31 protein-coding genes are annotated in these 25,979 nt (G+C 40.0%); 22 read left to right on the top strand and 9 right to left on the bottom strand.

Annotated elements, in window-relative coordinates; all coding sequences use genetic code 11:
• Nucleotides 1-255: 255 nt before the first annotated feature.
• From PHC76_RS13565 to PHC76_RS13585, 5 genes are all read right to left on the bottom strand, one after another.
• The gene (locus tag PHC76_RS13565; protein WP_299975371.1) at nt 256-1,536 is read right to left on the bottom strand and encodes a GNAT family N-acetyltransferase; all 1,281 of its coding nucleotides are present in this window, start codon (nt 1,534-1,536) and stop codon (nt 256-258) included.
• A 9-nt stretch (nt 1,537-1,545) separates the two neighbouring features.
• Nucleotides 1,546-2,808, bottom strand: coding sequence for a serine hydroxymethyltransferase (locus PHC76_RS13570; RefSeq protein ID WP_300210488.1), 1,263 nt, complete (start codon nt 2,806-2,808; stop codon nt 1,546-1,548).
• A 199-nt stretch (nt 2,809-3,007) separates the two neighbouring features.
• Nucleotides 3,008-3,313: a helix-turn-helix transcriptional regulator gene (locus PHC76_RS13575; RefSeq protein ID WP_295065786.1), complete on the bottom strand. Its 306-nt coding sequence runs from the start codon at nt 3,311-3,313 to the stop codon at nt 3,008-3,010.
• Nucleotides 3,303-3,632, bottom strand: a complete 330-nt coding sequence (locus PHC76_RS13580) for a type II toxin-antitoxin system RelE/ParE family toxin (RefSeq protein ID WP_300210490.1) — start codon at nt 3,630-3,632, stop codon at nt 3,303-3,305. The genes PHC76_RS13575 and PHC76_RS13580 overlap by 11 nt, the downstream gene beginning before the upstream one ends.
• 113 nt (nt 3,633-3,745) lie before the next feature.
• Nucleotides 3,746-4,462: a hypothetical protein gene (locus tag PHC76_RS13585; RefSeq protein WP_299975305.1), complete on the bottom strand. Its 717-nt coding sequence runs from the start codon at nt 4,460-4,462 to the stop codon at nt 3,746-3,748.
• 273 nt (nt 4,463-4,735) lie between these two features.
• Between PHC76_RS13585 and PHC76_RS13590 the strand changes: the two genes are divergently transcribed.
• The 20 genes from PHC76_RS13590 to PHC76_RS13685 all read left to right on the top strand — a co-directional run bounded on the left by PHC76_RS13590 (nt 4,736) and on the right by PHC76_RS13685 (nt 21,909).
• Nucleotides 4,736-4,942, top strand: a complete 207-nt coding sequence (locus PHC76_RS13590) for a DUF4442 domain-containing protein (RefSeq protein WP_299975308.1) — start codon at nt 4,736-4,738, stop codon at nt 4,940-4,942.
• Between the two features lie 23 nt (nt 4,943-4,965).
• A complete protein-coding gene (locus PHC76_RS13595) occupies nt 4,966-5,223 on the top strand; it encodes a YiiD C-terminal domain-containing protein (protein WP_299975311.1) in 258 nt (85 codons plus the stop codon).
• 99 nt (nt 5,224-5,322) lie between these two features.
• Nucleotides 5,323-5,886, top strand: coding sequence for a helix-turn-helix transcriptional regulator (locus tag PHC76_RS13600; RefSeq protein WP_299975314.1), 564 nt, complete (start codon nt 5,323-5,325; stop codon nt 5,884-5,886).
• A 93-nt stretch (nt 5,887-5,979) separates the two neighbouring features.
• Nucleotides 5,980-6,504: an N-acetyltransferase gene (locus PHC76_RS13605; RefSeq protein ID WP_299975317.1), complete on the top strand. Its 525-nt coding sequence runs from the start codon at nt 5,980-5,982 to the stop codon at nt 6,502-6,504.
• Between the two features lie 17 nt (nt 6,505-6,521).
• Complete coding sequence (locus tag PHC76_RS13610) at nt 6,522-6,941, top strand: protein tyrosine phosphatase family protein (RefSeq protein ID WP_299975321.1); 420 nt, start codon at nt 6,522-6,524, stop codon at nt 6,939-6,941.
• Nucleotides 6,942-6,971: 30 nt separating this feature from the next.
• Nucleotides 6,972-7,790, top strand: coding sequence for a methyltransferase domain-containing protein (locus PHC76_RS13615; RefSeq protein ID WP_300210492.1), 819 nt, complete (start codon nt 6,972-6,974; stop codon nt 7,788-7,790).
• 1 nt (nt 7,791) lies between these two features.
• Nucleotides 7,792-8,214 carry a DUF3995 domain-containing protein gene (locus PHC76_RS13620; protein ID WP_299974922.1) on the top strand — a complete coding sequence of 141 codons (423 nt, stop codon included), beginning with the start codon at nt 7,792-7,794 and terminating at the stop codon, nt 8,212-8,214.
• A 286-nt stretch (nt 8,215-8,500) separates the two neighbouring features.
• Complete coding sequence (locus tag PHC76_RS13625) at nt 8,501-9,448, top strand: fatty acid desaturase (protein WP_300210494.1); 948 nt, start codon at nt 8,501-8,503, stop codon at nt 9,446-9,448.
• Nucleotides 9,445-10,092 (top strand): phosphatase PAP2 family protein, encoded by a 648-nt coding sequence (locus PHC76_RS13630; protein WP_299974917.1) that lies wholly within the window; start codon nt 9,445-9,447, stop codon nt 10,090-10,092. The genes PHC76_RS13625 and PHC76_RS13630 overlap by 4 nt, the downstream gene beginning before the upstream one ends.
• On the top strand, nt 10,085-10,696 hold the full coding sequence (locus tag PHC76_RS13635; RefSeq protein WP_299974914.1) for a hypothetical protein: 612 nt from the start codon (nt 10,085-10,087) through the stop codon (nt 10,694-10,696). The genes PHC76_RS13630 and PHC76_RS13635 overlap by 8 nt, the downstream gene beginning before the upstream one ends.
• 12 nt (nt 10,697-10,708) lie before the next feature.
• A complete protein-coding gene (locus tag PHC76_RS13640) occupies nt 10,709-11,434 on the top strand; it encodes a hypothetical protein (protein ID WP_299974911.1) in 726 nt (241 codons plus the stop codon).
• Nucleotides 11,431-12,924 (top strand): GH3 auxin-responsive promoter family protein, encoded by a 1,494-nt coding sequence (locus PHC76_RS13645; protein ID WP_299974909.1) that lies wholly within the window; start codon nt 11,431-11,433, stop codon nt 12,922-12,924. Before PHC76_RS13640 ends, PHC76_RS13645 begins: the two co-directional genes overlap by 4 nt.
• Nucleotides 12,921-14,294 carry a radical SAM protein gene (locus tag PHC76_RS13650; protein WP_299974907.1) on the top strand — a complete coding sequence of 458 codons (1,374 nt, stop codon included), beginning with the start codon at nt 12,921-12,923 and terminating at the stop codon, nt 14,292-14,294. The genes PHC76_RS13645 and PHC76_RS13650 overlap by 4 nt, the downstream gene beginning before the upstream one ends.
• On the top strand, nt 14,222-15,658 hold the full coding sequence (locus tag PHC76_RS13655) for a radical SAM protein (RefSeq protein WP_299974905.1): 1,437 nt from the start codon (nt 14,222-14,224) through the stop codon (nt 15,656-15,658). Before PHC76_RS13650 ends, PHC76_RS13655 begins: the two co-directional genes overlap by 73 nt.
• Nucleotides 15,658-16,776 carry a hypothetical protein gene (locus tag PHC76_RS13660; protein WP_299974903.1) on the top strand — a complete coding sequence of 373 codons (1,119 nt, stop codon included), beginning with the start codon at nt 15,658-15,660 and terminating at the stop codon, nt 16,774-16,776. The genes PHC76_RS13655 and PHC76_RS13660 overlap by 1 nt, the downstream gene beginning before the upstream one ends.
• On the top strand, nt 16,773-18,086 hold the full coding sequence (locus tag PHC76_RS13665) for a radical SAM protein (RefSeq protein ID WP_299974901.1): 1,314 nt from the start codon (nt 16,773-16,775) through the stop codon (nt 18,084-18,086). The genes PHC76_RS13660 and PHC76_RS13665 overlap by 4 nt, the downstream gene beginning before the upstream one ends.
• 1 nt (nt 18,087) lies before the next feature.
• Nucleotides 18,088-19,419, top strand: coding sequence for a radical SAM protein (locus PHC76_RS13670; protein ID WP_299974899.1), 1,332 nt, complete (start codon nt 18,088-18,090; stop codon nt 19,417-19,419).
• Nucleotides 19,416-20,102 carry a hypothetical protein gene (locus PHC76_RS13675; RefSeq protein WP_299974897.1) on the top strand — a complete coding sequence of 229 codons (687 nt, stop codon included), beginning with the start codon at nt 19,416-19,418 and terminating at the stop codon, nt 20,100-20,102. Before PHC76_RS13670 ends, PHC76_RS13675 begins: the two co-directional genes overlap by 4 nt.
• A gap of 218 nt (nt 20,103-20,320) precedes the next feature.
• Nucleotides 20,321-20,575: a hypothetical protein gene (locus PHC76_RS13680; protein ID WP_299974848.1), complete on the top strand. Its 255-nt coding sequence runs from the start codon at nt 20,321-20,323 to the stop codon at nt 20,573-20,575.
• 2 nt (nt 20,576-20,577) lie between these two features.
• Complete coding sequence (locus tag PHC76_RS13685; RefSeq protein ID WP_299974850.1) at nt 20,578-21,909, top strand: HipA domain-containing protein; 1,332 nt, start codon at nt 20,578-20,580, stop codon at nt 21,907-21,909.
• 290 nt (nt 21,910-22,199) lie between these two features.
• Here the strand turns inward: PHC76_RS13685 and PHC76_RS13690 are convergent, their stop codons facing one another.
• The 4 genes from PHC76_RS13690 to PHC76_RS13705 form a co-directional block, all read right to left on the bottom strand.
• Nucleotides 22,200-22,484 (bottom strand): XRE family transcriptional regulator, encoded by a 285-nt coding sequence (locus tag PHC76_RS13690; protein ID WP_299974853.1) that lies wholly within the window; start codon nt 22,482-22,484, stop codon nt 22,200-22,202.
• Nucleotides 22,481-22,819, bottom strand: coding sequence for a type II toxin-antitoxin system RelE/ParE family toxin (locus tag PHC76_RS13695; protein ID WP_300210496.1), 339 nt, complete (start codon nt 22,817-22,819; stop codon nt 22,481-22,483). The genes PHC76_RS13690 and PHC76_RS13695 overlap by 4 nt, the downstream gene beginning before the upstream one ends.
• Nucleotides 22,820-23,194: 375 nt before the next feature.
• Nucleotides 23,195-24,484, bottom strand: a complete 1,290-nt coding sequence (locus tag PHC76_RS13700) for a type II toxin-antitoxin system HipA family toxin (RefSeq protein ID WP_299975334.1) — start codon at nt 24,482-24,484, stop codon at nt 23,195-23,197.
• A 1-nt stretch (nt 24,485) separates the two neighbouring features.
• The gene (locus PHC76_RS13705; RefSeq protein WP_300210498.1) at nt 24,486-24,788 is read right to left on the bottom strand and encodes a hypothetical protein; all 303 of its coding nucleotides are present in this window, start codon (nt 24,786-24,788) and stop codon (nt 24,486-24,488) included.
• Nucleotides 24,789-25,140: 352 nt separating this feature from the next.
• Here PHC76_RS13705 and PHC76_RS13710 point away from each other — a divergent pair, with 352 nt between their 5' ends.
• Both PHC76_RS13710 and nadS read left to right on the top strand, forming a co-directional pair.
• Nucleotides 25,141-25,455: a type II toxin-antitoxin system RelE/ParE family toxin gene (locus tag PHC76_RS13710; RefSeq protein ID WP_299975330.1), complete on the top strand. Its 315-nt coding sequence runs from the start codon at nt 25,141-25,143 to the stop codon at nt 25,453-25,455.
• Nucleotides 25,452-25,733, top strand: coding sequence for a NadS family protein (nadS, locus tag PHC76_RS13715; protein ID WP_299975327.1), 282 nt, complete (start codon nt 25,452-25,454; stop codon nt 25,731-25,733). The genes PHC76_RS13710 and nadS overlap by 4 nt, the downstream gene beginning before the upstream one ends.
• Nucleotides 25,734-25,979: the final 246 nt, after the last annotated feature.

Raw genomic sequence — 25,979 nt, forward strand, 5'->3', positions numbered from 1 at the left:
AAAACACGAACCCACTTTGGGGCTAACTATTTATTCATACCCAAAATATACTATTTTCCCAAAAATTCACTAGATAATCGGACATTTAAAATATTCTGAAATTAGAAACATCCAAGAAAATTTTACAGATCGACATATTTTTAAACATTTTACACCGTTTTTCTTAAAATAATTTCCACAAACGCTTTAACGGCAGGTTCATTTTCAAAAGGTACGTGTTGCCAAATGGTCATAATAACTCCTGCGGTGTTGATGTTAGAGTTGAATCCGAAAGGGGATCATTGCCGATTTTGCAAATCCCATCCCCTCGTAAAATCGGTGTGCCGAGAGATTATCCGCATCGGTGAGGAGGGTGACTCGTCGAATCCCTTTTTCTTTGGTGCACGTGAGGACGTATTCGAGCAAGGATGAGCCGATATCCTCTCCTCGGTGTTTCTCATCGATAACCATATCTTCGAGGATGGCGACTCTTCCTCCCAATGCCGTTGAAACAGTGTAGAGCAGATTCACCATCCCCACAATCTCCCCCTCTTTGGATGCAATGTATATCTCACCGATAGTTGAATCGTCGATGATTGTTTTCAACGCCTTCGTTTGATTTGCACTATCGGGGGTGAATTCGGCTTCTTGGGAGAAGAGCTGATCTAACAGGCGACACAAGTCTGGAATATCCTCTAGTGTTGCCGTTCGGTACGTGATAGGGGGCTCTTTAGAGACTGACTCATAGGCAATGAGGATTTTTTTGCGCTCAATCCCCCACCGATATCCGCTCATAGCACCGCTTTTGGCGATGACACGGTGACAGGGGATGAGATAGCCGATATGATTTTCACCGATTGCACTGGCTACTGCACGCACCGCTTTGGGATTATCGATAGTATTGGCGATATCTTGATAGGTTGTTAGCGCACCATCTGGGAGATTGATGAGGGCTTTCCACACATTGATTTGGAGGTTTGTCCCTTTGACCATCAGGTTGTATTTTTTGTTTTTGATAAAAATATTTTCCAAATAGGTTTGCGCTTTTTCATCATCGTGTTGTAAATTTGCATTTTCCCACAGTTCACTAAATCGTGTAAAAATAGCCTCTTTGTTTTTATCGATAAACCCTAAATAACAGACCCCTTTATCAGTGTAGGCGATCAATGCTTCGCCAAATGGGGTGAGCCCGAAACCGTAGGTGATGGTGACGTCTTTTCCTTTTTCTCTCCACTCTTTTGGGGTGACCCCGATGAGATTGACAAACAGCTCATGAAGTCTGCTGGAACTGGATAACCCGATATCCAGTGTACTGTCTAGCAGAGATTTTGACTCTTTGATATGCTCTTTGGCGTAATTTAGCGTCACGGAGTGGAGAAACTGTTTGGGGGTCACTCCAACATACTCTTTAAACACCCGCATAAAATGGTATTTGCTCATACCGATATTTTTAGCGATTTCATCGATGGAGGGCTGATCTTTGAAATGGGTGTCGATATAAGTGATGGCTTTGGCAATGAGATGATAATTTTGGTTTAATATTTCGAGCTCTTGCATAAATCGCCTTTAATAAGTTGCATAATTATAAACTCTAAAACCCTTCAAAAGAGTTTTGAGTTCCGCTTTAATCTCCATTTGAAGAGGGATGTTTTGTATGTCATCTAAAACATCGCAGATTCTATGCGCGATAAGGGTAAACTCTTTTTCTTTCATTCCCAGTGTCGTTAATGCAGCACTTCCTATGCGTATACCTGAGGTAGACGAAGCAGGGCGGGGATCGGAGGGGATTGAATTTTTATTGACGGTGATACCGGCATTTTCCAACGCCACACTCGCCTCTTCACCTGAGAAATCTCTCTCCATCAACGATACGAGAACCATATGGTTATCGGTTCCTCCGCTGATGAGCTGATACCCTCTTTGGTTCATAATCTCTCCTAAAAGTTTTGCGTTGCTTTTAACCGCTTTGGCATACTCTTTCCATGAGGGGTGCAAAACCTCTCCAAACGCCACCGCTTTTGCGGCGATGACATGCACCAGAGGACCACCTTGTATTCCGGGGAAAATAGCGCTGTCGATTTTTTTGGCTATCTCTTCGTTATTGGTCATAATCACCCCGCCGCGAGGACCTCTGAGTGTTTTATGGGTTGTAGAGGTGACGACATCGGCGTAGGGAAACGGGCTCATATGCTCATCCGCCGCGACCAATCCCGCAATATGGGCGATATCGGCAAAGAGTATCGCACCAACACGCTCCGCTATGGTTCGGAACTTTTTAAAATCGATTTCCCGCGTATAGGCACTTGCACCGCATACGATGATTTTAGGTTTTACAATTTCCGCGATCTGAGCTATCTTTTCATAATCCATTCTTCCATCTGCTTCCACTCCATACGTAAAAGAGTGGTAGTTTTTTCCTGAAAAACTGGGTTTTGCACCGTGTGTCAAATGTCCGCCGTGACGCAAATCCATCCCTAATATCTTATCGCCTGCTTGCAATAACGCGGCATAAACTGCTCCGTTGGCTTGACTACCTGAATGGGGCTGTACGTTTGAGTATGTGCAGCCGAAAATTTTACAGAGTCGATCTTTCGCCAGTTGCTCTACCTGATCGGCAAATTGACATCCGCCGTAGTATCGTTTGTTCGGATATCCCTCCGCGTATTTGTTGGTAAAAATACTCCCCATCGCCTCCATAACGGCAGGAGAGGTAAAGTTCTCACTGGCGATCATTTCCAAATGGGTTGATTGTCGCTCAAACTCATTTTGTATAATGGCGAACACTTCCGTATCTGCAACCGATAAATCCTCTTCGTGTATAAAACTCATGGTCTCCCCTTGTTGGATGGTTCGTAAAAGTTTAGCGGTTACGAATATCGGTTGCAATCCAAAAATTGCTCATTTACGATGGTATGTGAGCAAGATTTGGATTGTTTTTGATGAGCTAAAATTCATAAGAAATAGGGAGATGGAGTTTAAAACAAGCAATAGCTACATAATGAATTGTTATAGGTATCACCTATAGTTTTTATGACGCTAAATGGCTTCTCTTTAGATTGATTTCCAGATTAAACCCTACGGCTTTTGCGTACTCTATCAATGTGGATAAGTTTGGTAAACTTTTAGTATTTGGACTCTCTAATCTCGAAATATTGCTTTTTTTCGTGTGTAGCAGGGTAGCAACATCTTCTTGGGAGAGTTTTGCATCGAGGCGTGCTTTTATCATCTGTTTTTTGAGTGCAAAGATCGGTTCTAATGCTTCGTATTCTTCTCGTACCTCTTCATTTTTCAGAGCTTTTTCTTTAAATGCTTCAAAAGAAGGTCTATTTGTCATGGTTAATCTCCTTTTTTCGCTTTAATGCGATTTTGATCTCTTTTTGGGGTGTTTTTTGAGTTTTTTTAACAAATGAGTGGAGAATAATGATTTTCTTGCCACTTGCATAGCAAAAAAAGCTCCTTCCTATTCCCTCAGCACCTTTTGCTCTAACTTCGAAAAGTCCATCACCGAATGCATCAGTGTACGGTTTTCCGAGATTGGGACCATGTTCTTGAATCATCTCAAAGATGTGGAGCATTTTTGCCAAAATTTTGGCAGGAAAAGATAAAGTATCTGCTTCTACAGCCTCGTTAAAAAACTCAATTTCCCATTTCATGTAGCTATTATATCAAAAATGATAACTTTTTAGAAGGGAAAGGGGGCGGCTATAAAAAGTGAAGATTAAATACATGTCCCCTATTGTACTATTGTATTGGGCGTAGATAAAGCTTAACCAAGCGCGTGACCCAACTTTGGATAGGCATCACGATTGAAGGAGGGATCCTTCTCCCAACCTTGCTCTTTACATAAATCCTCTCGGAAGAGAACACTTTCCCAATGTTGCAGTAAATCAACGGTTTGTGTAAACGCCGATGGGAATTCATCGAAGCTCACACCAACTCGGTCACACGATTTCTTCTTATTGAAGCGCAACTGCTTTGATTGAGCAAAGCGAAATAAGTCTCCTGTAGGATCAACTGCGTGCAGAGATTCGACTAGGTAATTTGCCGAGCCAAGCCGTGCGTCCGTCAGTATTGGATAATCATGTTGAGATAGCCATTCACGGGATGTCAACCAAAGGGCGCTGAGGTCGTGTTTTCCTAGCAAACGCTTATCTGCCACGGGATCTTTGTCTGTGACCCGCTCAAAGAGAGCCTTTAAGCAAAGTTCTACGGTTTGCCTAGCGAGGTATAAGACTGGACACATCCAGTTACCTAGTTGCTGTGGGTCAAGTCGTGGAAGTAACTCAACCGTAAGAATTTTAAAGTCAATGGCTGCTTCTGCGTAGCCGATTGACCCATTGTGATTTTCGACGTAGTAAACCAGAGGTCGTTTTGGCGGTTGAGGGTTGAGCGCATCTTGCCAAATTTCACGGTGATGTTCATCTACCTCCCCGGACTGGGTAGGCTCAGTATATTTTGACTTGTGACTGTGGGGAGGTAACATGTGAAAAGCCTTACTATTTATTCATACCAAAAATATACTATTTTACAAGAAATTTCACTGATAGGTAGACATTCAAAATGCCCTACTATTAGAAACATCCAAGCAAAATCTTAAATATCAACATATTTTTAAACATTTTACATCGTTTTTCTTAAAATAATTTCCGTATCCTGTATCTTCAACATATGAATATAGAGTGGCAAAATTTACCAAAAGAGCGGTACGATACTCTTATTAAAAACATAGATGAGACTATTGCTAGGAGAGAATTTCATGGATATATTAAAAATCCCCTTTGTCGAAAAAGTGGGGATAGAACAGGATGAAAAAGGTTTAAAACTCATCTTTCGCTCAGATAACCTAAATCATATCGCTACCGTACACGCAAGCGCACAATTCACTCTAGCAGAAACAGCAAGCGGTGAGGCGTTGCAGAGACTTTTCCCCGATTTGGTCGGTAAGGTTATCCCTTCACTCTAGCAGAAACAGCAAGCGGTGAGGCGTTGCAGAGACTTTTCCCCGATTTGGTCGGTAAGGTTATCCCTGTGTTGCGCGATTCACAAATCAAATTTAAAAAACCGACCACCGATACTATCCATGCGATAGCTACCATAAGCGATGAAGAGACAGAGACATTTAAAACGGGATTGGATAAAAAAGGGCGTGCGATGATTGGTGTCGATGTTGAGCTAAGAGATGAGAGTGAAGTTGTGGTGTGTATCGGGAGATTTACGTGGTTTGTGCAAGTTTTAAATGTTTAAACTATATTAATTAATAAAATAATAGTAAATAACTTGTAATTTATCCTAAAAAGATATATAATTAATAAAATATAGGTAATTGGCAGGGAGAATTAAGAAATGAAATCTTTGTTCAAAATCGATGACTTGCTCAAACAAAGTAATAAGGCGGTGCGTAATGAGCGTATTGCTTTGGGGCTGACCCAAAAAGAGTTTGCCAATTTCGTCGGTTTGAAATACGCGACTTATCGCTATTTCGAACAAGAGGGGAAAATCTCTTTAGAAAATTTTCTTTCTATTTTAAATGCCATCAATAAAAGTATAGAGTACAAAAAGTTTTTAGATGGTTTTGAATATGAGAGTGCGAGAGAACGGGCAAAATCTGATATAAATACCCCGCAAGACAATATGACAAAGCCTATCGTACCGCCGTCACAAAAGCAGATTACCCTCGATAAACAGATATTCGGTAACGAGCTGTTTTACAGTGCCGAAAATGGGCATGTGTATGAAGTCTCGACATTTATCACGATTATGTTAGGACACTACAGTGATGAGAGATTGGTATTGCTTTTGCGTTATTTCGGTGTTGAGAGATTAAAGTCTTATATTCTGAAAGAGAAAAATATCGATTTATTGCAAAAGTTCAATAAACATATATCGTATCTAAAGAAACGAGTCTGAGATGTTGGAAAAAACGAAGCAGTGGTATCGTAGTCAAATCGAAAATTTGGTCTACGAAGTGTATCTCGAAAAGTTGTATGCTGGTGCTTTAAGATGATTATCCAAAACAGCATTATCAATGACATCGACGAGATTTTTAGACTCTATGCCATCGCTACCGATTTCCAAAAGTCCAAGTTTTTCGTCCATTGGCCGGAGTTTAAACGGGAGTTGATAGAGACGGAGATAAGGGAAAACCGTCAATGGAAGATGATGATTGACGGACGAATAGCGTGCATCTGGGCGACGACGTTTAACGATCCGCAGATATGGGGAGAACGTGACCGCGATCCCTCGCTCTATATCCACCGCATCGCGACCAATCCCGATTTTAGAGGCAATAATTTTGTCGCTCAGATCGTAGCGTGGGCGGAACAATATACGCGAGAAAATGACAAAGGCTACATTCGGATGGATACCATCGGCGAAAATATAGGACTGATAGAGCATTATAAAAAATCTGGGTTTGAGTATCTAGGGTATCACAAACTGGATTCTATCGAAGGATTACCTGAGCATTACGCACTGGCGGATGCGTGTTTATTTGAGAGAAAGATAAAAAAAGAAAAACAATGTTAAATAATATCTTGAATTTCATGCAAATTACAGAAAATATAGCCTCATCTGGACAACCTAATGAGTCTGAATTTACTATCATTGCTGATGTGGGATATGACGTTATTATTAACCTAGCTATGCCAAATTCAGAAAACGCAATACCCTTTGAAGGTCATTTAGTCACTACGAATAACATGATTTATATTCATATTCCTGTTCCATTTGATGCGCCAAAACTTTTTCATCTGCAATCATTTATCAACATCATGGAGAGTTTTTCCGATAAGAAAGTCTGGGTACATTGCGTGAAAAACTATAGGGCATCAGCTTTTTTATATCATTACTTACGTAAATCCCATGGTTTTAATATAACAGAGGCACAAAAAGCAATACTTCAATCATGGGAACCGAATGAAATATGGCAACAGTTTATGAATATTGATTTTAAACTAGTTTAAATTGTTTTATAGAGAAGGAAGGATTACCATATGAATAACGAAGAACAAACTATTAAAGATAATATCAAAAATACCTTTAACAACGTAGCCAAAAGCTATGATAGAAATCAGCAATTTATACTATCAGCCAAAAAAATGGTCGATATGATCCATTCTGAAAACGATAATTTGAATATTTTAGATTTATCGACGGGGACAGGTCATATCGCGATAGAACTTGCCAAAAAGTTTCCTAATGCAAATATTTACGCTGTCGATATTTCCGAAGAGATGCTCAATATAGCCCGATTAAAGACAAAAGAACACGGTATAAACAACATCACTTACTTGGTTCAAGATGTGGAAAATTTGGATTTTGAAGATATAAAGTTTGATTTCATTACGTGCGGATACGGGCTGTTCTTCTACCCAAATATGGAAAGAGTTGTAATCGATATTTCTGAGCGATTGAGTGATGAGGGGAAATTCATTTTTTCAACCTTTACGGATCAAGCATTTCAGCCATACTCTAAAATATTTTTAGAGATGTTGGAGAGAGGTTACAATATCGCACCGCCGAAGCGGATAGAAAAAAGACAACTCACTACGCAAGATGAAATAGAAACGTTATGTACCCATATCGAATACGATAGTTTGGAAATCCATGATATTGAGATTGTGTTTCCGATGGAGATTAATGAATGGTGGGAACTCCTTAACAGTACGGGATACAAGGGGTTATTAAATCAATTAGAATCCAATTATTCTCAATTTGAAAAAGAATATATAGAGCATTTACAATCAATTACAAAAGATAACTGTATCGATTTTAATGCGAATAGTCTGATTTCTGTTGTTAAAATGAGATAAAATGAGTGTTATTACCATTTTTACTATTATCGCATTATGTCTGATCGGATTGCTCCATTTTTATTGGGCAATGGGGGGTAAATTCGCAGCTCTACAAGCGATACCGACAGAAAATGGCAAGCCATTGATAAATCCGGGAAAAATAGCTGCTGTTATAGTAGGAATAGCTTTGTTCAGATTTGCTTTTGTTGCTTATATGCTCTATTTTTATGATTTGTCTTCGTCATCTTATCGGGATTATTTTATCATTAGCGGGTGGATTCTATCGGGGATATTTATACTTAGAGGTGTCGGTGAGTTTAATGCGGTAGGATTGTTTAAAAAAATAAAATCATCTGAATTCGCCTATTATGACACCCGTTTTTATACCCCATATGCGTTATTTATGGGGTTGGTATTCGCTGTTTTGGCGTATGCGGCATAATGTAGATTAAATTTTTTTTGTCAGATCAAATCCAATACGACGGATACACCAGCGATTTTTTGAGATTGAGATAAATAAGTGTGACGATCACTAATATTCCATAATAATGAAAATTTAAAACATAGTGAGAATGAGTAAGAGTTCAGTGTTTGAATCCCTTTATTTCAAATAAAGATATTTATGTTTCAAAAAAACTACCACCACATAGCTTCATTAATCATTAATAATTCAGCCATATAAAGTTTATATGAGTTACAATCTATTAACTTGAAATTTTGGTGAAAGTATGAGTTATACAAATAGTATTAATAGCACTCCTATTCCAGAAAAAAGAAATTTGGCTATCTTTTTCATAGTCCTTCCAATAACATGGTGGCTTTTGTGGGTTGCTTCACATAGTAGTTTTCTCTATATGTTTCTTGCTGCATTGGCTTATTCTTTATTGCATAACACAATCTTTTCTTTGTTGCATGAAGCTGCACATGGTGTTTTATCAAATAACAGATTACGAAATGATTTTTTTGGTATTGTAAGTGCAGCTACCTTTCCTACTTCATTTACGATGCAAAAAATTGCTCACTTGGGGCACCACGAGCGTAATAGAACCGATAAAGAGCTCTATGATTATTATCTCCCTTCTGAGTCAAAAACGGTACGTAATATTTGGATGTATGGTGGTAATTTGTTCGGCTTATATTGGTTTATGATCCCCCTGAGCAATTTATTGATTCTCGTCGCTCCAACCTATTTTACTTCTGAACGTTTCATTCATGGTCCTGCAAAAGCACTTGGATTTGAATCATATCTAGAAGAGATTGCTCAGTACTCAATCACACGCATTTGGTTTGAATGTTTACTGGCTCTTGGATATCAAGTGGCACTCTATTATCTGCTGGATTTGAGTTGGCAGGGGTGGTTATTATGTCATTGGTTCTTTGCTCTGCATTGGTCGGCATTACAGTATGTTGACCATGCATGGAGTCCACGCGATGTAATCAATGGTGCATGGAATCTTAAAGTGTTGCCTATTTCACGTTTGTTGGCATTGAACTATCACTACCATTTAGCACATCATCGTCATCCTCAAGTTCCATGGATTTATTTGCCTCAATATGTTAATGCTAATGAGCCGCAACCGACTTTTTGGTCTATTTATTCTACGTTATGGGGTGGAGTTAGGCCTGCACCGCCGATGTCTTCACCTGCACAATTTCCGTTTAAGGCTCAAGAATGAATGAGTCTATGACTCGCGTTCTATCGACAGAAGAATATAATACTAAGGCTATATGGAAGACATATGGGTATTGGGCTTTCTGGGTAGGGATTGCCTTTTTTTCTGTTTATCCATTTTGTAATTGGCTTAGTGCTCAACGTGCAAATCTCTATCATCTATATTTGAGCACAGAGTTATCTATACCTTTTGTCCCTGATTTCATTTGGCTCTATATGTCACTGTATCTCCTTTTTATTCTCCCTCCTTTTTTCTTGGGAGTCTCGCAGTTGAAGTTGTTGGGTAAACGGATTATTTTAGGTACCCTCATTAGTGGAGTGATTTTTTTGCTTTTTCCATCACAACTGGGATTTGAGCGTGTTATTCCTAATGGATTTTATGGTGACATGTTCACCAATATTTTTTCTCTCGATCTTCCTCATAATATGACACCGTCATTGCATGTGGTCTATAGTGCATTTATTCTATTGGCAGTGGTTGAGTCATCATCAAAAAAATCAGTTCGTATGATGATGTTGTTATGGTTATTGTTGATTATGATCTCAACACTACTGGTTCATCAACACCATATCCTTGATATCGTGTCGGCAATGGCGATTATGTTTTTGGTTACGTCAACATTCATTAAAGGAGAAAAAAATGTTTAAATGGGTTTTTATAATACTGGTGTCCCTGGGTGGGTTTAACTTTCTTTCGGCTGCTACCGATGAGTCGGATCATGCAATTCATGAAGAGCTTCGGGGTGTTCTTGGTGGGATACAAAACGCAGTTAATACAGAACACTATGATCAACTTGCTCAATATTTTCATAAAGATATGAGAGTTACGACCAGCAATCAAGAAGTTCTTAATTCACATGAAGATATTACAAAGTTTTTCAACTTCTGGTTTGGCCCGGGCGGTGTTTTAAAAAAAGTTGAAATGAAACTTGATGCCGATGCTTTGACAGAGTTTTATGCAAATAAAACAATCGGAGTTGTTCGCGGGTCTGGAGTTGAGAATTGCTATTTATCCGATAGCCGATTTTTCCCGATGAAGACTCGTTGGACAGCTACTGTTATTAAAGATGATGATGGGAAATGGCGAATACTTACGTTGCATATCGGAATAAACTTTTTAGATAATCCGGTGTTAAGTGTCGCTAAAGAAAGTGCAAATTATTTTGGGATTATCGGTGCAGTTGTAGGACTTTTGATCGGGTTGTTGATCGGTTTTTTTGTATGGCGTAAGCGCAAACTTTTGAGTATATAGGCTACTGTGTTAATGAATCAATATTCTACGTATTTTAGAGATATACACTCATTATCGGAAGAAGAAATAAATGCAATTGCAACATTGTATCTTTGTTATTACGATGGCTCAGATCAATCGATTGTAGTGTCTGATTTGAAAAAAAAGACACAAATTTTGTTGTTGTTTCATGCGGGGGTAATGGTCGGATTTACGACATTCGAACTTTACGATCGTATATGGGATGATCGGCTGATTAGTGTTATATATTCAGGGGATACGATTGTTCATCATGAACACTGGGGACAGCAGGCACTGGCTTTTGCATGGATACGTTTTATTGGTGAATTAAAACGGGTGGTGCCACTGAAACCGATCTATTGGTTTCTGATCGTTAAGGGGCATCGAACCTATAAGTACTTACCGGCATTTACTAAATCGTTTTATCCTCACTGGTCCATTGACCGTAGTGATTTAAAACCGCTTTTGGATTTTCTTGCAAAAGACAAATTTGGTGAATTTTACGATAGAAACAGCGGTATTATTGCCTATGAGCGCTCTCGCGGACATCTAAAAAGTGATTTTGTTTTACCATTGAAAAATGAGACGATGAAGCCTTCGGTGCAGTTCTTTTTGGAACGTAATCCGAAGTACGGGGAAGGGGATGAACTGGCCTGTATTTGTGACTTTGATGATACAAATCTTAGACCTTTCACCAAGAGGATACTTCAGGAGTGCAGTATGGAGAAAACCGCTTGAAGCAAATAGATACGGATTCATTACGAAATAGCCAAGAAGAATGGCTTATGGAATGTCTAAAATGTAATGCTATAAGCCGCTATGGTAGAGATTATCGATTTGAAGAAATAAGTAGCATTAAAATGTATCAAGAGCATGTACCGATGGTTGATTATGAAACCATTGAACCATTGATAAAGCTAATGGCGGCAGGGGAAGCAGATGTATTGTTTCAAGGCGTTCCCACTGCCTTTGAAGTGACCGGAGGCAGTACAAGTGGGGGAAAACTAATCCCCTATAGTGAGAAAAGCTTTAAAGATTTTCAGAGTGCGATTTTACCGTGGTTATACGATATTTCGCAGCGATACGGCATTAGCGGAAAAGCTGCTTATTGGTCTATCAGTCCTGCCTTGCGGCGTGCTACTACTACCGATGGTGGGATTAAAATCGGTGTATCGGATGCGGAATATTTGGGAGATGTTGCCTCCGGATCTTTTAATGATTCTCCAGTTGTTCCATTATGGGTGGGAGAGCTGTATGACGTCAATAAATGGCAAGTAGCTACACTGTATTGGTTGGTACGATACAGAGAACTTGAGCTAATTTCCGTTTGGAGCCCAACATTTTTATTGATGCTTATGGAAGTTCTCGAAGAACGCTCTGCGGAGCTTTTATCCCTTTTTACAAAAGGGGGTCTGATAAATGAACATGTATTGTCTCCTGATGGGGATGCTTACGAACGATTGCAGAATTATTTGGTAAATAAAGAGAGTACGACGCTTTGGCCGCATATCAAATTGATTAGTTGCTGGCAAGACGGCTCATCGAGACCGTTTTTTGAACGATTGAAGCATCGATTTCCTCACGCCTCATTTCAGCCAAAGGGTTTGATTTCAACAGAAGGTGTCGTCACTATGCCAAATGCGGATGGGTTACCATTGCTTTCACCCGCCTCTGGTTTTTATGAGTTTGTAGATGCTGATGGGAATAACCATTTAGCGCATGAGCTTACATCCGAAAAAATCTACGAAATTATTCTAACCACTTCCGGTGGGCTATATCGTTACCGGACAGGTGATATGCTACAGTGTGAAGGATATGAAAATAATTTACCAATATTACGTTTTATGGGAAGAAAAGGGATCGTTTCGGATATGGTTGGTGAAAAATTGAACGAGGTTTTCGTTCGAAGTGCTTTGCAATCTATCGGAAGCTTTTCAATGCTGATACCGGATAAGAGGATAGCTCCCCATTATATTCTTCTGAGTGATTTACCAGACACCCCTGATAAAACAATAGAGGTGGAAAAAAAACTGATGGAGAATCCACAGTATGCGTATGCGCGAAAAATAGGTCAGTTGGGATCATTAGAGCCTCTCATCATAAAAGATGCCATGCTCTTGTATATCGAGTATAAAACCAATACTGGCAGCCGAGTCGGGGATATAAAAATACCCTCTTTAAACAGCGATGATGAGTGGCTCCGGATTATTAGAGGGAATAAAAAATGAAAATAGTACTGATCTCTCCTAAAGGACCTCTCTACCGACACAGAGGGGGGATTTTTAAAAAATCTCTTCGTTATCAGCCCTTAACGTTAACGACATTAGCTGCACTGGTACCTGAAGATCTTAATGCCGAGATTCAACTAATAGATGAAAGTATTCAGGTGATTCCTGAAAATCTTGAAGCTGATATCGTTGGAATGACGGTGATTACCGGTACAGCAAAACGGAGTTATGAACTGGCTGCACAATTCAGACAACAAGGGATCTTTGTGGTATTGGGTGGTCCACATGTTACTTTGGTCCCCGAAGAAGCGGCTGAATATGCCGATGCTATTTGCGTCGGTTATGCCGAACAGAGCTGGCCGCAATTGTTACGAGATTTTAAAGAAAAACAACCAAAACATAGATACGACCAAGACAGTACGTTTACCCTGGAAGGTTCTCCGTTTCCCAAGCGCGATCTTTTTAATAAACACTCATTTTTGACCCAAGCTGTCTTTGAAGCAACACGTTCTTGCGCTCATCATTGTGATTTTTGTGTAGCTCCGAGTGCATGGGGAAGCAAGCAGTATCAGCACCCTGTTGACTGGGTAATTGAAGATATTAAACGACTCGGGCAAAAGAAAATTATTTTTGTGGATTTGAATCTAATTTCCGATAAGGGATACGCTACAGAGCTTTTTACACAGTTGATACCGTTGAATATTCAATGGTTCGGATTATCTACGGTGCTGATTGCGCATGATGATCATCTATTGGAACTGATGGCACGAAGCGGATGCAAAGGGTTGCTTTTAGGTCTTGAAACGGTTTCGGAAACAAGTTTAAAAGAGACTCATAAGCACTTTAACGCATCGGTCAATTATTATGATCTTATCAAAAAATTGCATGGGCTGGGTATCTCAATACAGGGGTGTTTTGTTTTTGGTCTCGATAACGATTCGATCGATGTTTTTGATGAAACAGTAGAGTTTGTTCTCGAAACCGGTATCGATCTGCCTCGTTATGCAGTGCTGACCCCTTTTCCGGGAACTCCGTTGTATCAAAGACTCAATGATGAAGGGCGAATTTTGACCCGTGATTGGGAATTATATGACGGTCAGCATGTCGTATTCGAACCAAAGCAAATGAGCATGGAAGAACTTCTTCTTGGGCATGAACGAGCATGGAAAAAAACATACACCTATTCAAATATCGCCAAACGTTTATGGCAAGCGAAGAACTTTCAAGCCCTCGCCATTACTTCAAATCTTGGGTATCGATTTTATGCCAATAATCTTGATAAGTTCTATAACTGCGATTGGCATATTCAATCTATGATGCCCAATCCGCTAGCCGGATTTGGAACAGAGATAAAAACGATGAAGCGTTAAGCGCGATGCATATCACGATCATTCATCCGGCAATAGGGCATATTAAAAATGAACGCTATATCCGTTCTTGGCAGATGGAACCTCTACCTGCAGCTGCTATTGCCGGATTGACTCCTGATGATGTCGAGATTAGTTTTTATGATGATCGTATGGAGAAGATTCCTTTTGATAGTTCTACCGACGCTGTGGCTATTTCCGTTGAAACTTACACAGCCAAGCGGGCTTATCAAATAGCAAGTGAATATCGCAGAAGAAACATTCCGGTTATAATGGGAGGATTTCATGCAACACTGCTTCCTGATGAAGTTGAACAGTATGCCGATGCAGTCCTTATCGGCGAAGCAGAAACGATTTGGAAAGAGGTTGTTTTAGATCTGAAAAATGGAAGATTGAAACAACGGTACAAAAGCGATGAACGACCATTATTATCGGATATACGATTAGACCGTTCTATATTTAAAGGGAAACGTTATCTTCCGATAGGATTGGTGGAGACGGGGAGGGGGTGTCGGTTTTCATGCGGATTTTGTGCTATTGGATCTTATTTTGAGAGTACCCACCGTACACGACCGATTGATGATATTATCAAAGAGATAGAATCGCTTAAAAAAGAGAAAAATATTTTCTTCTTTGTGGATGATAATTTTATCGGCAATATCAAAGAGGCAAAAGAACTTTTACGCGCACTGATACCGCTTAAAATCCGATGGATTACCCAAATGAGTATCGATGGAGCATTTGATGATGAACTTTTGTCACTGCTGAATGAAAGCGGGTGCAAAGGGGTTCTGATCGGATTTGAAAGTCTGGATGAAAAAAACCTCAAATTGATGAACAAAAGCTTCAATACGATGCATGGGGGGTATTTTAAAGCCCTTGAAAATCTTCGCCGTTATAACATCCGCATTTATGCCACATTTGTCTTCGGCTATGACCACGATACGATGGATTCATTTGATGAGGCGGTTGATTTTGCAAAAGAGCATCAGTTTTATATAGCGGCTTTTAATCATTTGACTCCCTTCCCAGGCACTCCACTTTATACTCAGCTTGAAGCACAGGGGCGATTGAGATTTAAACAATGGTGGCTTGATGATAATTACCGCTACAACGATTTACCGTTTTCTCCGCTTACTATGCTGCCTGAAGAAGTGACCCGCCAATGTGTTGCCGCACGGCGCAAATTTTACAGTTTTTCTAGTATTTTCAAGCGGATTTTCGGCAAAGCTAATCGAAGTGACGGATTCATGTTACGCAACTATTTGCCGATTAACTTTATGCACCGCAAGGATGTTAGTAGCCGAAACGGCTATCCTCTAGGAGATGAAAACTGGATGGGTGAATTGCTGATGGTGAAGAGATAATGGCAGAGTATCGAATCAAGGATACACTTTATCGTCTCGCTACGCCTAAAGACGATACGACGCTCAAACGTCTCCTGCATGAGAACCCTATGAAATCGTGGGTCAATATTTCCACGGAACGTGAACCGTCTTATTTCGACGGGGCATCATTGATGGGGGAAACATATGCTCTCATCGCCCATGACGCCATCGTTGAAGAGAATATTATCGGTATGTATTCGTGTTCGTACTTACCGGTTCATATTGACGGCAACCCTGAAATGATCGGTTATTTTGGAGGATTACGTGTTGTCTCTGAATTTAGGCACAAAATCCACTATATCAAGCATGGGTTTGAAGCCCTAAAGAAAATCGTCCCTTTGCGTGGGAGTGTGCCGTTTTATTTTACAAGCATTGCCAGTGAAAACACTATAGCACGTAGATTACTCGAAGCAAATATGAGTGGGATGCCCTGTTATTCGCCTGTAGGTGAGATGACAACGATGATTTTTTCGGTTAATCAAGGAAAAAACGGAGGGATACTGGTTCAGGCCAGATCAGAAGACATTTCGGATATTGTCTCCTATTACAATAAGAGAGCCTCATCCTATCAGTTATCCCCGTATTTGAGTGAGGAATGGCTGCAAAATACTGCCGGACATCTGGGATTGGATATTAGTGATTTTTGGCTACTCAGAGATAAAAATGGAGTGCTACGTTGCTGTTTTTCTCTCTGGGATCAACGGGCGTTTAAACAGAGTGTTGTAAAAGGATATAAAGCTCCGCTCAAGCATTTACGAATACTTTACAATTGGTATGCACGAATGACCAGACGGGTGGAATTGCCTCTGTCTGGAAAAGCATTGGACCATCTCTATATTGCATTTTTTGCTTGCGATGCCGATGACACTGATTTGGCTGTCAATGTACTCAAAGAAGCTGCTTATATAGCCCGCGCAAAAAGGGCGACAAGTTGTGTGATGGGGATGTCCTCACACCATGTACTTTTACCAATTTTGAAGCATACGCTTAAGTCTGAAATCTACCGAACGCAGATCGAGGTAGTAACGCTCAATGGAGATGATCAATACACGAATATCTCTGAGCGAATAATACAACCTGAAGTGGCACTTTTATGAAACTAAAACACATAACACTTATACGTCCAAACATGGGCGATTATCGCTCAAACGATGCATTGCCACCACTCTCTATCGCGATCTTGGCTGCACGTACCCCTAGCGATATTGAAATTCGCTTTTTTGACGATCGTATTGAAAGTATTCCTGAAGACGACACTCCTGATTTAGTGGCACTAAGTGTTGAAACGTTTACCGCACGCAGGGCATACGAAATAGCCAAAGGGTATCGAAGCAGGGGCGTGCCTGTCATAATGGGAGGATACCATCCGACACTAATGAGTGACGAGGTTCTTGAACATGCGGATGCCATTGTAATAGGTGATGCAGAAGAGTGCTGGGAAAAGTTACTGAATGATTTTAAAGAGGGAAATCTTCAACAGCGCTATAGTGGAGGCAATGGACACTCTTTGGATGATTATCGAATCGATCGCACTATCTTCAAGGGTAAAAAATATATTCCTGTAGAGTTGGTGCAATACAGTCGTGGATGCAGGTTTACCTGCGAATTTTGTTCGATTGATGCTTTTTATAAAAACAGCGTACGGGTTCGACCGGTTCAAAACATTGTAGAAGAAATTGCCACTTTGGATAGAAAAAAGCTCCTTTTCTTTGTGGATGATAATCTTTTCAGCTCGAAAAAAGAGCTTTACGCACTCCTTGATGCCATCACACCCCTTAATCTCAGATGGTCATGTCAAATCAGTATCGATGCGGCACGGGATGATGCACTGCTGGACCGTTTGGCGGAATCGGGATGTATTTTTGTTCTCATCGGCTTTGAATCGCTCAGCGAGGAGAATCTAAAGCAGATGGGGAAAAGTTGGAACAAGGTGAGTGGTGATTACCTTGAAATTGTCAAAAAATTTCATAAAAGGGGGATGGCGGTTTATGGTACTTTTGTATTCGGTTATGATCATGACACCCCCGAACTCATTGAAAAGAGTTTGGAATTTGCCCTCGAAGCAAAACTGGAAATTGCCAATTTCAATCCATTGACCCCAACTCCCGGTTCAGCACTGTATGATCGGCTCAAGAGTGAAGGGCGGCTCATCCATGAACTGTGGTGGCAAGATCCGTCGTATCGTTACGGTGACGCTATCTTTTCACCCAAAGCGATGAGCCCTGATGTGTTTTCCGAAAAATGTTTTGAGGCTAAAAAACGGTTTTATTCATGGCGTTCCATAGCACAGAGGCTTTTGCTCAGCGATACAAAATTTAACCTCTTTAGATTTGCTATGGTCGCATTAGCTAACATTGTATCGCGTAAAGAGGTGTTGAAAAAACATCATCGGCATCTGGGAAAATAGCATGAAAATAACCTTGATAAAACCAACCATAGGACGCCTTGAACATAGTCTTTATGTCGATGAGGGACGTATGGAGCCATTGATGCTCGGTGTACTTGCCGGACTCACTCCTGATGAACATGAGGTGGTTTTGCATGATGACCGCATGGAATCAATCCCCTATGATGAACCGACTGATTTGGTTGCTATCACCGTCGAGACCTATACAGCACGGCGCGCTTATGAGATCGCGTCAGAGTATCGCGAACGTGGTGTCCTTGTTATTATGGGGGGGATGCATGTTTCTTTGGTTCCCGAAGAGGTGCAGCAACATGCCGACAGTATTTTTATCGGTGATGCAGAAACCTTATGGGCTCATGTCCTTGATGATGTTAAACACAATAAACTACAAAAGGTATATAAAGCTCCTCCCGGCATCGGTCAAATCGGAGGAGTGAAACCCAGACGGGATCTGTATAAAGGCAAAGGCTACCTACCGATGTCGTTGATGCAATTCTCACGCGGTTGTCGTTATGAATGCAATTTTTGCGCAGTCAGCCGTTATTTTGATAAAAAACATTATATACGTCGTATTGACGAAGTACTAGAAGAGATTGCGCAGCAAGATCGAAAGTTTATTTTCTTTGTGGATGATAATATCGCTTCTCATAAACATGCACTCAAAGAGCTCTGCCAAGAACTCATACCGATGAAGATAAATTGGATCAGTCAGGCAAGTTTGGATATAACGCACGACAAAGAGATTATGAAATTGATGGCTGATAGCGGGTGTATCGGTAATGTCATGGGTTTTGAATCGATCACGCCTGAGAGTTTAAAAGATGCAAAAAAAGTTTCAAATATTCGCGGATTTACTAATTATGAGCGTGAAATCGAAATACTGCGTGATCATGCGATGCAAACATGGGCCGCATTTACTCTCGGGTATGATAATGACACCTATGATTCGGTACTGGCGACGATGGAGTTTGCCCGAAAAAACAAGTTTACCTTTGCCGCATTCAATATTTTAATGCCGTATCCCAATACCCCTTTATACGAGCAGCTTGAACGTGAAAATCGACTCTTGTATGATGGAAAATGGTGGCTTCATCCCGAATATCGTTTTAATCAAGCAGCCTTTGTTCCCACTCGAATGACGTCCGATGAATTGACACGGGCTTGTCATGAGGCACGAGAACAATTTAACAGTATCCCATCATTGCTGTACCGATTTTCCGATGTAAAAACCAATCTAAAATCTTTATGGCGCGCTACAAATTTTCTCCGCTATGCACTCTTGTTCCGAAAAGAAGTATATAAAAAACACCAAATGAAATTCGGACTTAAATGATGAATAAAAAATTCTTTACTTACTACCAATACATCGGTCCTATTGTATTAACACCGCTTTCTTTTTGGCTCTGGTGGCATACCTATGAGGGTAATATGATATTGACATTGATCGCATGGCTAGTACCAGTGCTGTTTGCGTATATCGTTCCAGGAATCGGTACAAACGTACTTAAAGTGTGGGAGTTTAACACGAAATATCGGTTGGGAAGGTTTAGACCCCATCACGGGTTTGTGTTTGGCAGTGCAACATCAACCCTAGCATGGCTATGTCATTCCCAAATGGCAGTAAATATGGTTGACGTATTTCAAACCGCATTTATTTTGGCTTCTGTATTGGGATTTTGGAACGTAATTTATGATATCAAGGCTATTAAAGCAGGTATTTTAATCGTCTATAATCAACCTTGGGCTGAGGGTAAAGATGCCGAAGCCATCACTATGGATTATGCGCCTATATTTTTTGCTGGATTTGGTTTAGTTTATGGGTTTGGACTAGGGGTTGCAGAATTACTTTATGTGAAAGGATTCATGAATACGACTTTTTCAATACTATACATTACTTTTTTACTCGGGATTTCTATAGCTATTCCTGTCGTTCTTTACCGAAAACGTTCATTACGTAAACATGGGCATTTAGGGTGCAGACCTATTCAAAAGAATGAACCTGAAATAGTTTTATAAGATGCATTGCGTAGATATTTTTCAATATAATTTATCTTATGTTAATTATTAACGATGATGATCGGATTTCAAATCAGTTATAATAAATACTGCTGTAGTTGTATTTATTATAAATATATTGAGCATTTTTCTTTAAATACTGTTATGGCAATATTATTAATAATATTTTCCTAAATACTTGCTATAATACTGCTAAGACAATATTATTTGGAGCTGAAATGGCCAAAAAAATTAGAAGAACCCAATTCCCTATTAGGGTGAATACTAACAATATTGATATTGAATTTATAGGAGATGCCATCAAGGCACAACGTACCGGTTCTGGGTTCACTCAGCATGCCGCCGCATTGTATTGCGGAGTACCTGTTGAAGTCTTCACCAAACTTGAAAAAGGGCAGTCAAATATAACACTCGCCAGTTTCCTTTCAGTAGTGAATGGATTGGGGCTAAAAATAGCGATTACGGAGGAATAATCATGGAACAAAAACTTGATATATTTTGCTGTGCGAACAAAGTCGGTACATTAGCCTATGACCCGGTTAACTCGCGTTTTTCACTCCGGTATGACCCGGACTGGGAAAAAATAGGGTACCCGTTATCACCGAATTTGCCGTTCGGTACTGCAATAGATCCGAAATCGGTATCGAACTTCATCGATAACCTTTTACCTGAGGGCGAAGGATTGGAGTTTGTGAGCCGATTCTTCCAGATATCAAAAGCCAACAAGTTCTCGCTTATTTCTGTAACCGGTACTGAAACTGCCGGTGCGATTTCATTTGTGCAAGAAAATTCCGGACTTCCGGAAACAACATTTCGAGAGATAACTCACGAAGAGCTAAACGAACGCATTAAAGACAGGGGCAATACGCCTATTAATCTATGGGACGGTACTATCCGCCTTAGCCTTTCCGGTATGCAGGATAAACTTCCATTGGTTGTGACTGATTCAGGATATGGAATAGGTGAGGGAGAGATAGCATCTACCCACATCCTGAAATTCGGAAAAAACAGTGAACAGCATATTGTGATCAATGAATACATCTGTATGCAACTTGCTCAAGCTTGTGGGATAGGTACCGCAAATACAGAAATCCGGCGCTTTAATGGGGAGCCGGTTTTATTTGTCGAGAGATTTGATCGGAAACCGGATGTTGATACATCCGGAAAAGCGATCGTTAAAAGATTACACGTAATTGACGGATGCCAAATGTTGGATATGTCGCATCAATACAAGTACGAGAGAGCCTTCGGTGGTGACAATCATGCAAGACTTGGTGTTAGCTATAAAATGCTTTTTCAGTCACTCAAACATTGTGAATCACCGATCATCGCTAAACGATCGGTATTGCAATGGGCAATCTTCAATTTGTTTGTGTCGAATTATGACGCACACGGGAAGAATATTTCATTTCATATAACCAAAGCAGGAACATCGGTTGCGCCGGCTTACGATATAGTCAATGTTGCATTGTATCAGGACTTCGCGCAGGAATACGCAATGGCTATTGGCGATGAGTTTAAGCCTGAAGATATGAGCGCATATGAGATGGCATATTTTTGCTATCTCATAGACATCAAACCGCGCCTATTTGTTATGGAAGCGGAGAAAATTGCCGGTTTATTGCTGGAACGGATTGAAGAGGTTTGTAAGCGCGTTGAATGTGTTGAAATTCCGGAGGAAATGTTCATTTCCAAGCTAAGCAACCATATCATTGAAAACACGAAACGGATATTGGCTATGCTCCCCATGGTCTCATCTGCTCACAAAAGCCATTTGAAAGAATTTGGCGAGGTGTCCAATGGATAAAAGATGAATTACCCATACAGTACGGTATATATCTGATTCGTCAGAACCCATGCCGAGTATGACAAAATAAACGCAGAGGAGATTTAAAAGATGAATATTTTTCCTATCCGGACAGAAAGATTACGATGCAGCATTGGCACGTATTGATATGTTAATGAACGCTGATATGGGAACACCTGAAGGTCGATATTCTTGTGACATTGGATGAGGCATATGAAGCTAAACAGGGGGGCTGAGAAAACGGAATATATAGTACGTTAAGAGAAATGACCTGTTTTTAATAAGAGAGATTAAACGACTTGAATTTGAAGTCGTTTCCCCATTGCTGCTACTGCACTCTCTATCGTTGCGAGTGTGATTGAGGTATTGAGTGGATCAAGTAAACGGTTGATTGCTGATCGGCTTGTGTTCATCCGTTTTGCCATTTCAGTTTTGGTGATGTGCTCTTTTGTCATTGTCTCTTCAAGTTGGAAGGCGATTATACGCTTAACGGCAACCGCTTCTGCCTCAGCAAGCATCCCTTCGTCTTGGAGGAAGTCATCGAATGAACTCCCGATACCTTTTTGTAATTTCATTGAATCTCCTTTAGGCGCTTGAGCGCTAAATCAATCTCTTCTTTTGGAGTTTGCTGAGTCTTTTTAACAAACCCATTAAGAAGAACCATATAGTGATCGATGATGGTAAAAATTACCCGTGCAATCCGCTTATCTGAAATGCTGCTTCGCACTTCATAAAGTTTATTCCCAAGAGGACGCGATACCGGCATGCCGATCGGCCATCCGTATTCAACTGTCTTGATATCGTTACCAATGCTTTGGCAATCTTTAATACTGAGTGACTTCAGCCATTCACGTACTGGTTCATTACCGGATGGTGTTTGATAAAAGACGACATTGATTTTTTTATCCATACGCTATTGTATCTTTTTTGGTACGATTTGTAAATCGATTTGATCGGAAGCCGGAATCCATCGATAGAGGGTTGCCAGTGATACACCTAGATCTTTATCCACATCACGTGGTGGTACGCCACTAGAGAGTAACTTTTTACAAGTATTCCCTTACGGGAACACTTGAAGATTATAGGCGAAGCAAACCCGTTTGATAAGGCTTATGATCAATATTTCCGCAACCGCACTATTTCTCTCAAATCTCACAACATTTTAGTTATCAATGCTTGAGCTGTATGCGATGAAAGTCGCACGTACAGTTCTTAGGGGAGGATGCCACGGCGAGGTGGTGTTCTTACCCGACTAATAAGAAAATATTCTTAATTTTATTATGGATTAAACAAGTCCTAACCTAACAAGCTGCATATGTATTTCTGTACCAATTTTAGTTGCTTCACTTTCACTAATACCGGTATTTTTAGCTCTCATTTTATAAGTTGAAAGCTTTACAGCAGTGGTATTAATAATGTATTTTGCACTCTTTTGATCAATAAGATTTTTCTGAGCGACTACCAAAAAGTCATCGATGCTAAAATTGGAACTCTTCCCGTTAATCGTAGTAAGATGCTCTTTGACGACTCCTTTGGAATACGTAACATCATACGCCGGTGCAAGACGCCATTGTCCAGTGCGGTCCATCATAAATTCAAAGTTTTTGGGATGGTCATCCACATTGAACGATAAGGCATTGAATACCATCCGCCGAAACATTTCTTCAACATCACTTTGACTTTTCGTGATCAGATTGGTTAATTTCAGAAGTTCCTCATACGACATTACTTGCGCTACACGGATATCTTTATGCATCAAACCGGCCGCACTGCATACATGGATTTTTTGGTCATGCTTATCTCTATCGTATCGCTCGAAAATTAGGTGGTGTTCCCCATTCTCTTCGATCAATGTCATAGCAGGTATTGTAATCCCACACTCTGACGCCAGTGACATATGAAGGTATTCTAATTTTGTTAACTCAATACTTTCGTTAATACCATCTGCATTAGGGTATGACTCATCAAATTTCAATATTGAACGGACAAATCCATCTTGAAGTGTGCCGCTATTGCTTCTTATTTCGCCAGTTTGTTGATTGTAAGAAATCAGTAACTTTGGTCTAGCACCGCCTATGGGTGATGCATTATTGACGATATTCATAAAATCTCTGATCGTTGTATTTTTTATATCATCCTCTAAAACAAGGCGCATCTCTTCTCGTAATTCTTTTGCACTGAGTGCGATGGCTGCTTCCATAATGTCTTCATGTTCTTTTGGTGCATACTCTATGGCACCCATACCGCGATCGGCGATGAACGTTAGCTTTTGCAGCAAGGTCACTTTATCGCAATCTTCCCCTTGTCGCTCAAAATAGCGATCAATAAATGGCATTCCATGCTTATCGGGAAGAGATTGAAAAAAAACTCCACTCATCCCATGATAGTAATCAAGTGAATCAGGATTGGTATACGCACTGGTGATTTTTTTGGTATTTAATTTCAGTAGTGAAATTTCAAGTCCGAGAGATGTAAATGCAGAGTCGTATTCGAAATAAATTCTTCCCATGTGCATAATCATCGACCCAATCTTATGCCCATAAAGATAAGCATCGACTTCTAAAGGTTTACGCATGTTATTTCCTTACCCGTTTTGGTAGAGGGTTTTTATTGGCAGCTTCTCGGATGTCGTCGAGACTTTGGATCTCATCATAGGCTATCAACCCTTCCAAATTCGAAATCATGTCTAGCGCATATAATACCTGTACCAGTGATATCAGACTGATTTTTTTCTGATAGATGAACTTTTGATAGGTAGCAATCGAAAGACCGGCAAGATCACAAAGGTCTTGTTGTCTCAGTTTTTTTCGCTTACGCGTTTTTTCGATAGTAACAATGAGTTCTTCAATGAATTCAAAAGGTGTTTTTAATTCAATCATAAACATCCAATAGTAAGTATTATTTAGTATAAATAAATATTGAACATATTATAGTATGTTTTATATAAATTGTAGTCAGTGTGTTTCTTTGTCAATATAATTATAAAAGGATAATAAATAATTTGATTAACATAAATTATCTAAAGTAGATTTGTCTGTCATATAAGAATTATCCCTTCAATATTATCTCCATTGAACTAAAAAAATTCTCTGCTTTAGGTGCTTTGCTCAATTGTAAGTTCATTTCAATATGCTAAAACGTTACGAGTCTTATTTGTTAGACAAAAAACATGGATTGAATTACATAAACTACGCCATTGACTTACTAATAAACATCTGATACAATTATCCTATGGAAATAGCTGAAACCACCTTTTTTACCCGAGAGATTACCCGTATCCTCTCGGATGAGGAATACAAAGAACTTCAAACTTTTTTGGTGGAACACCCTAAAAGCGGAGCGGTAATCAAAGGATCAGGCGGATTGAGAAAAATTCGCTGGTCCGTCAAAAACAGCGGTAAAAGCGGTGGAATACGAAACATCTACTATTATCATGAGGAAAACAGTCTTATCCTTATGATCTATGTGTATGAAAAAAGCAAAACATCCGATTTATCCCCAAAACAAATCGAGATGCTGAGAAAAACTTTCATGGGAGGTTTATGATGGAAGATTCAATGTTTAATGACTTACTTGCAAGCGTTGGCGAGGCAAAACAGATACTGCAACAAAAAAAACAGCCGTCACGTTCATTTATGATTGATGAACCGGATGCTAAATCTATACGAGCACGATTAAAGCTTACTCAAGATGAGTTTGCAGGACTATTAAATATCAGCGTAAATACCTTAAGAAACTGGGAACAAGCACGTCGTAAACCAGAAGGTCCTGCACGTGTATTGCTTGGAATTGCTGCTACTCATCCGGAAGTGTTTGCTCACTAAAATATAGGTGTCCACTTTACGATACAATTGTGCTATGCGCCACGCTGAACCCTAGATGAAGTGTACAAGCGGATTCATCATAGTGTGATTGGATTGTTGCAAATGTCATTTCAAACTGATTAACATAAGATAAATTATATTGAAAATAAAAGGTATCAAGTAAGGGTTCCCCTTCCGGGGAAAGCGGTTTTCATATCCTATGCAGTATGCCATCCAGCAGCGACAATATTCATCATTGCTTGATTG

Origin of the sequence: Sulfuricurvum sp., assembly GCF_028710345.1 — a bacterium.
In the GTDB taxonomy this organism is placed as follows: domain Bacteria; phylum Campylobacterota; class Campylobacteria; order Campylobacterales; family Sulfurimonadaceae; genus Sulfuricurvum.

Coding starts and splice junctions, on each gene's coding strand:
- PHC76_RS13565 (WP_299975371.1), bottom strand. CDS start 1,536: ATGCAAGAGCTCGAAATATTAAACCAAAATTATCATCTCATTGCCAAA.
- PHC76_RS13570 (WP_300210488.1), bottom strand. CDS start 2,808: ATGAGTTTTATACACGAAGAGGATTTATCGGTTGCAGATACGGAAGTG.
- PHC76_RS13575 (WP_295065786.1), bottom strand. CDS start 3,313: ATGACAAATAGACCTTCTTTTGAAGCATTTAAAGAAAAAGCTCTGAAA.
- PHC76_RS13580 (WP_300210490.1), bottom strand. CDS start 3,632: ATGAAATGGGAAATTGAGTTTTTTAACGAGGCTGTAGAAGCAGATACT.
- PHC76_RS13585 (WP_299975305.1), bottom strand. CDS start 4,462: ATGTTACCTCCCCACAGTCACAAGTCAAAATATACTGAGCCTACCCAG.
- PHC76_RS13590 (WP_299975308.1), top strand. CDS start 4,736: ATGGATATATTAAAAATCCCCTTTGTCGAAAAAGTGGGGATAGAACAG.
- PHC76_RS13600 (WP_299975314.1), top strand. CDS start 5,323: ATGAAATCTTTGTTCAAAATCGATGACTTGCTCAAACAAAGTAATAAG.
- PHC76_RS13605 (WP_299975317.1), top strand. CDS start 5,980: ATGATTATCCAAAACAGCATTATCAATGACATCGACGAGATTTTTAGA.
- PHC76_RS13610 (WP_299975321.1), top strand. CDS start 6,522: ATGCAAATTACAGAAAATATAGCCTCATCTGGACAACCTAATGAGTCT.
- PHC76_RS13615 (WP_300210492.1), top strand. CDS start 6,972: ATGAATAACGAAGAACAAACTATTAAAGATAATATCAAAAATACCTTT.
- PHC76_RS13620 (WP_299974922.1), top strand. CDS start 7,792: ATGAGTGTTATTACCATTTTTACTATTATCGCATTATGTCTGATCGGA.
- PHC76_RS13625 (WP_300210494.1), top strand. CDS start 8,501: ATGAGTTATACAAATAGTATTAATAGCACTCCTATTCCAGAAAAAAGA.
- PHC76_RS13630 (WP_299974917.1), top strand. CDS start 9,445: ATGAATGAGTCTATGACTCGCGTTCTATCGACAGAAGAATATAATACT.
- PHC76_RS13635 (WP_299974914.1), top strand. CDS start 10,085: ATGTTTAAATGGGTTTTTATAATACTGGTGTCCCTGGGTGGGTTTAAC.
- PHC76_RS13640 (WP_299974911.1), top strand. CDS start 10,709: ATGAATCAATATTCTACGTATTTTAGAGATATACACTCATTATCGGAA.
- PHC76_RS13650 (WP_299974907.1), top strand. CDS start 12,921: ATGAAAATAGTACTGATCTCTCCTAAAGGACCTCTCTACCGACACAGA.
- PHC76_RS13660 (WP_299974903.1), top strand. CDS start 15,658: ATGGCAGAGTATCGAATCAAGGATACACTTTATCGTCTCGCTACGCCT.
- PHC76_RS13665 (WP_299974901.1), top strand. CDS start 16,773: ATGAAACTAAAACACATAACACTTATACGTCCAAACATGGGCGATTAT.
- PHC76_RS13670 (WP_299974899.1), top strand. CDS start 18,088: ATGAAAATAACCTTGATAAAACCAACCATAGGACGCCTTGAACATAGT.
- PHC76_RS13675 (WP_299974897.1), top strand. CDS start 19,416: ATGATGAATAAAAAATTCTTTACTTACTACCAATACATCGGTCCTATT.
- PHC76_RS13680 (WP_299974848.1), top strand. CDS start 20,321: ATGGCCAAAAAAATTAGAAGAACCCAATTCCCTATTAGGGTGAATACT.
- PHC76_RS13685 (WP_299974850.1), top strand. CDS start 20,578: ATGGAACAAAAACTTGATATATTTTGCTGTGCGAACAAAGTCGGTACA.
- PHC76_RS13690 (WP_299974853.1), bottom strand. CDS start 22,484: ATGAAATTACAAAAAGGTATCGGGAGTTCATTCGATGACTTCCTCCAA.
- PHC76_RS13695 (WP_300210496.1), bottom strand. CDS start 22,819: ATGGATAAAAAAATCAATGTCGTCTTTTATCAAACACCATCCGGTAAT.
- PHC76_RS13700 (WP_299975334.1), bottom strand. CDS start 24,484: ATGCGTAAACCTTTAGAAGTCGATGCTTATCTTTATGGGCATAAGATT.
- PHC76_RS13705 (WP_300210498.1), bottom strand. CDS start 24,788: ATGATTGAATTAAAAACACCTTTTGAATTCATTGAAGAACTCATTGTT.
- PHC76_RS13710 (WP_299975330.1), top strand. CDS start 25,141: ATGGAAATAGCTGAAACCACCTTTTTTACCCGAGAGATTACCCGTATC.
- nadS (WP_299975327.1), top strand. CDS start 25,452: ATGATGGAAGATTCAATGTTTAATGACTTACTTGCAAGCGTTGGCGAG.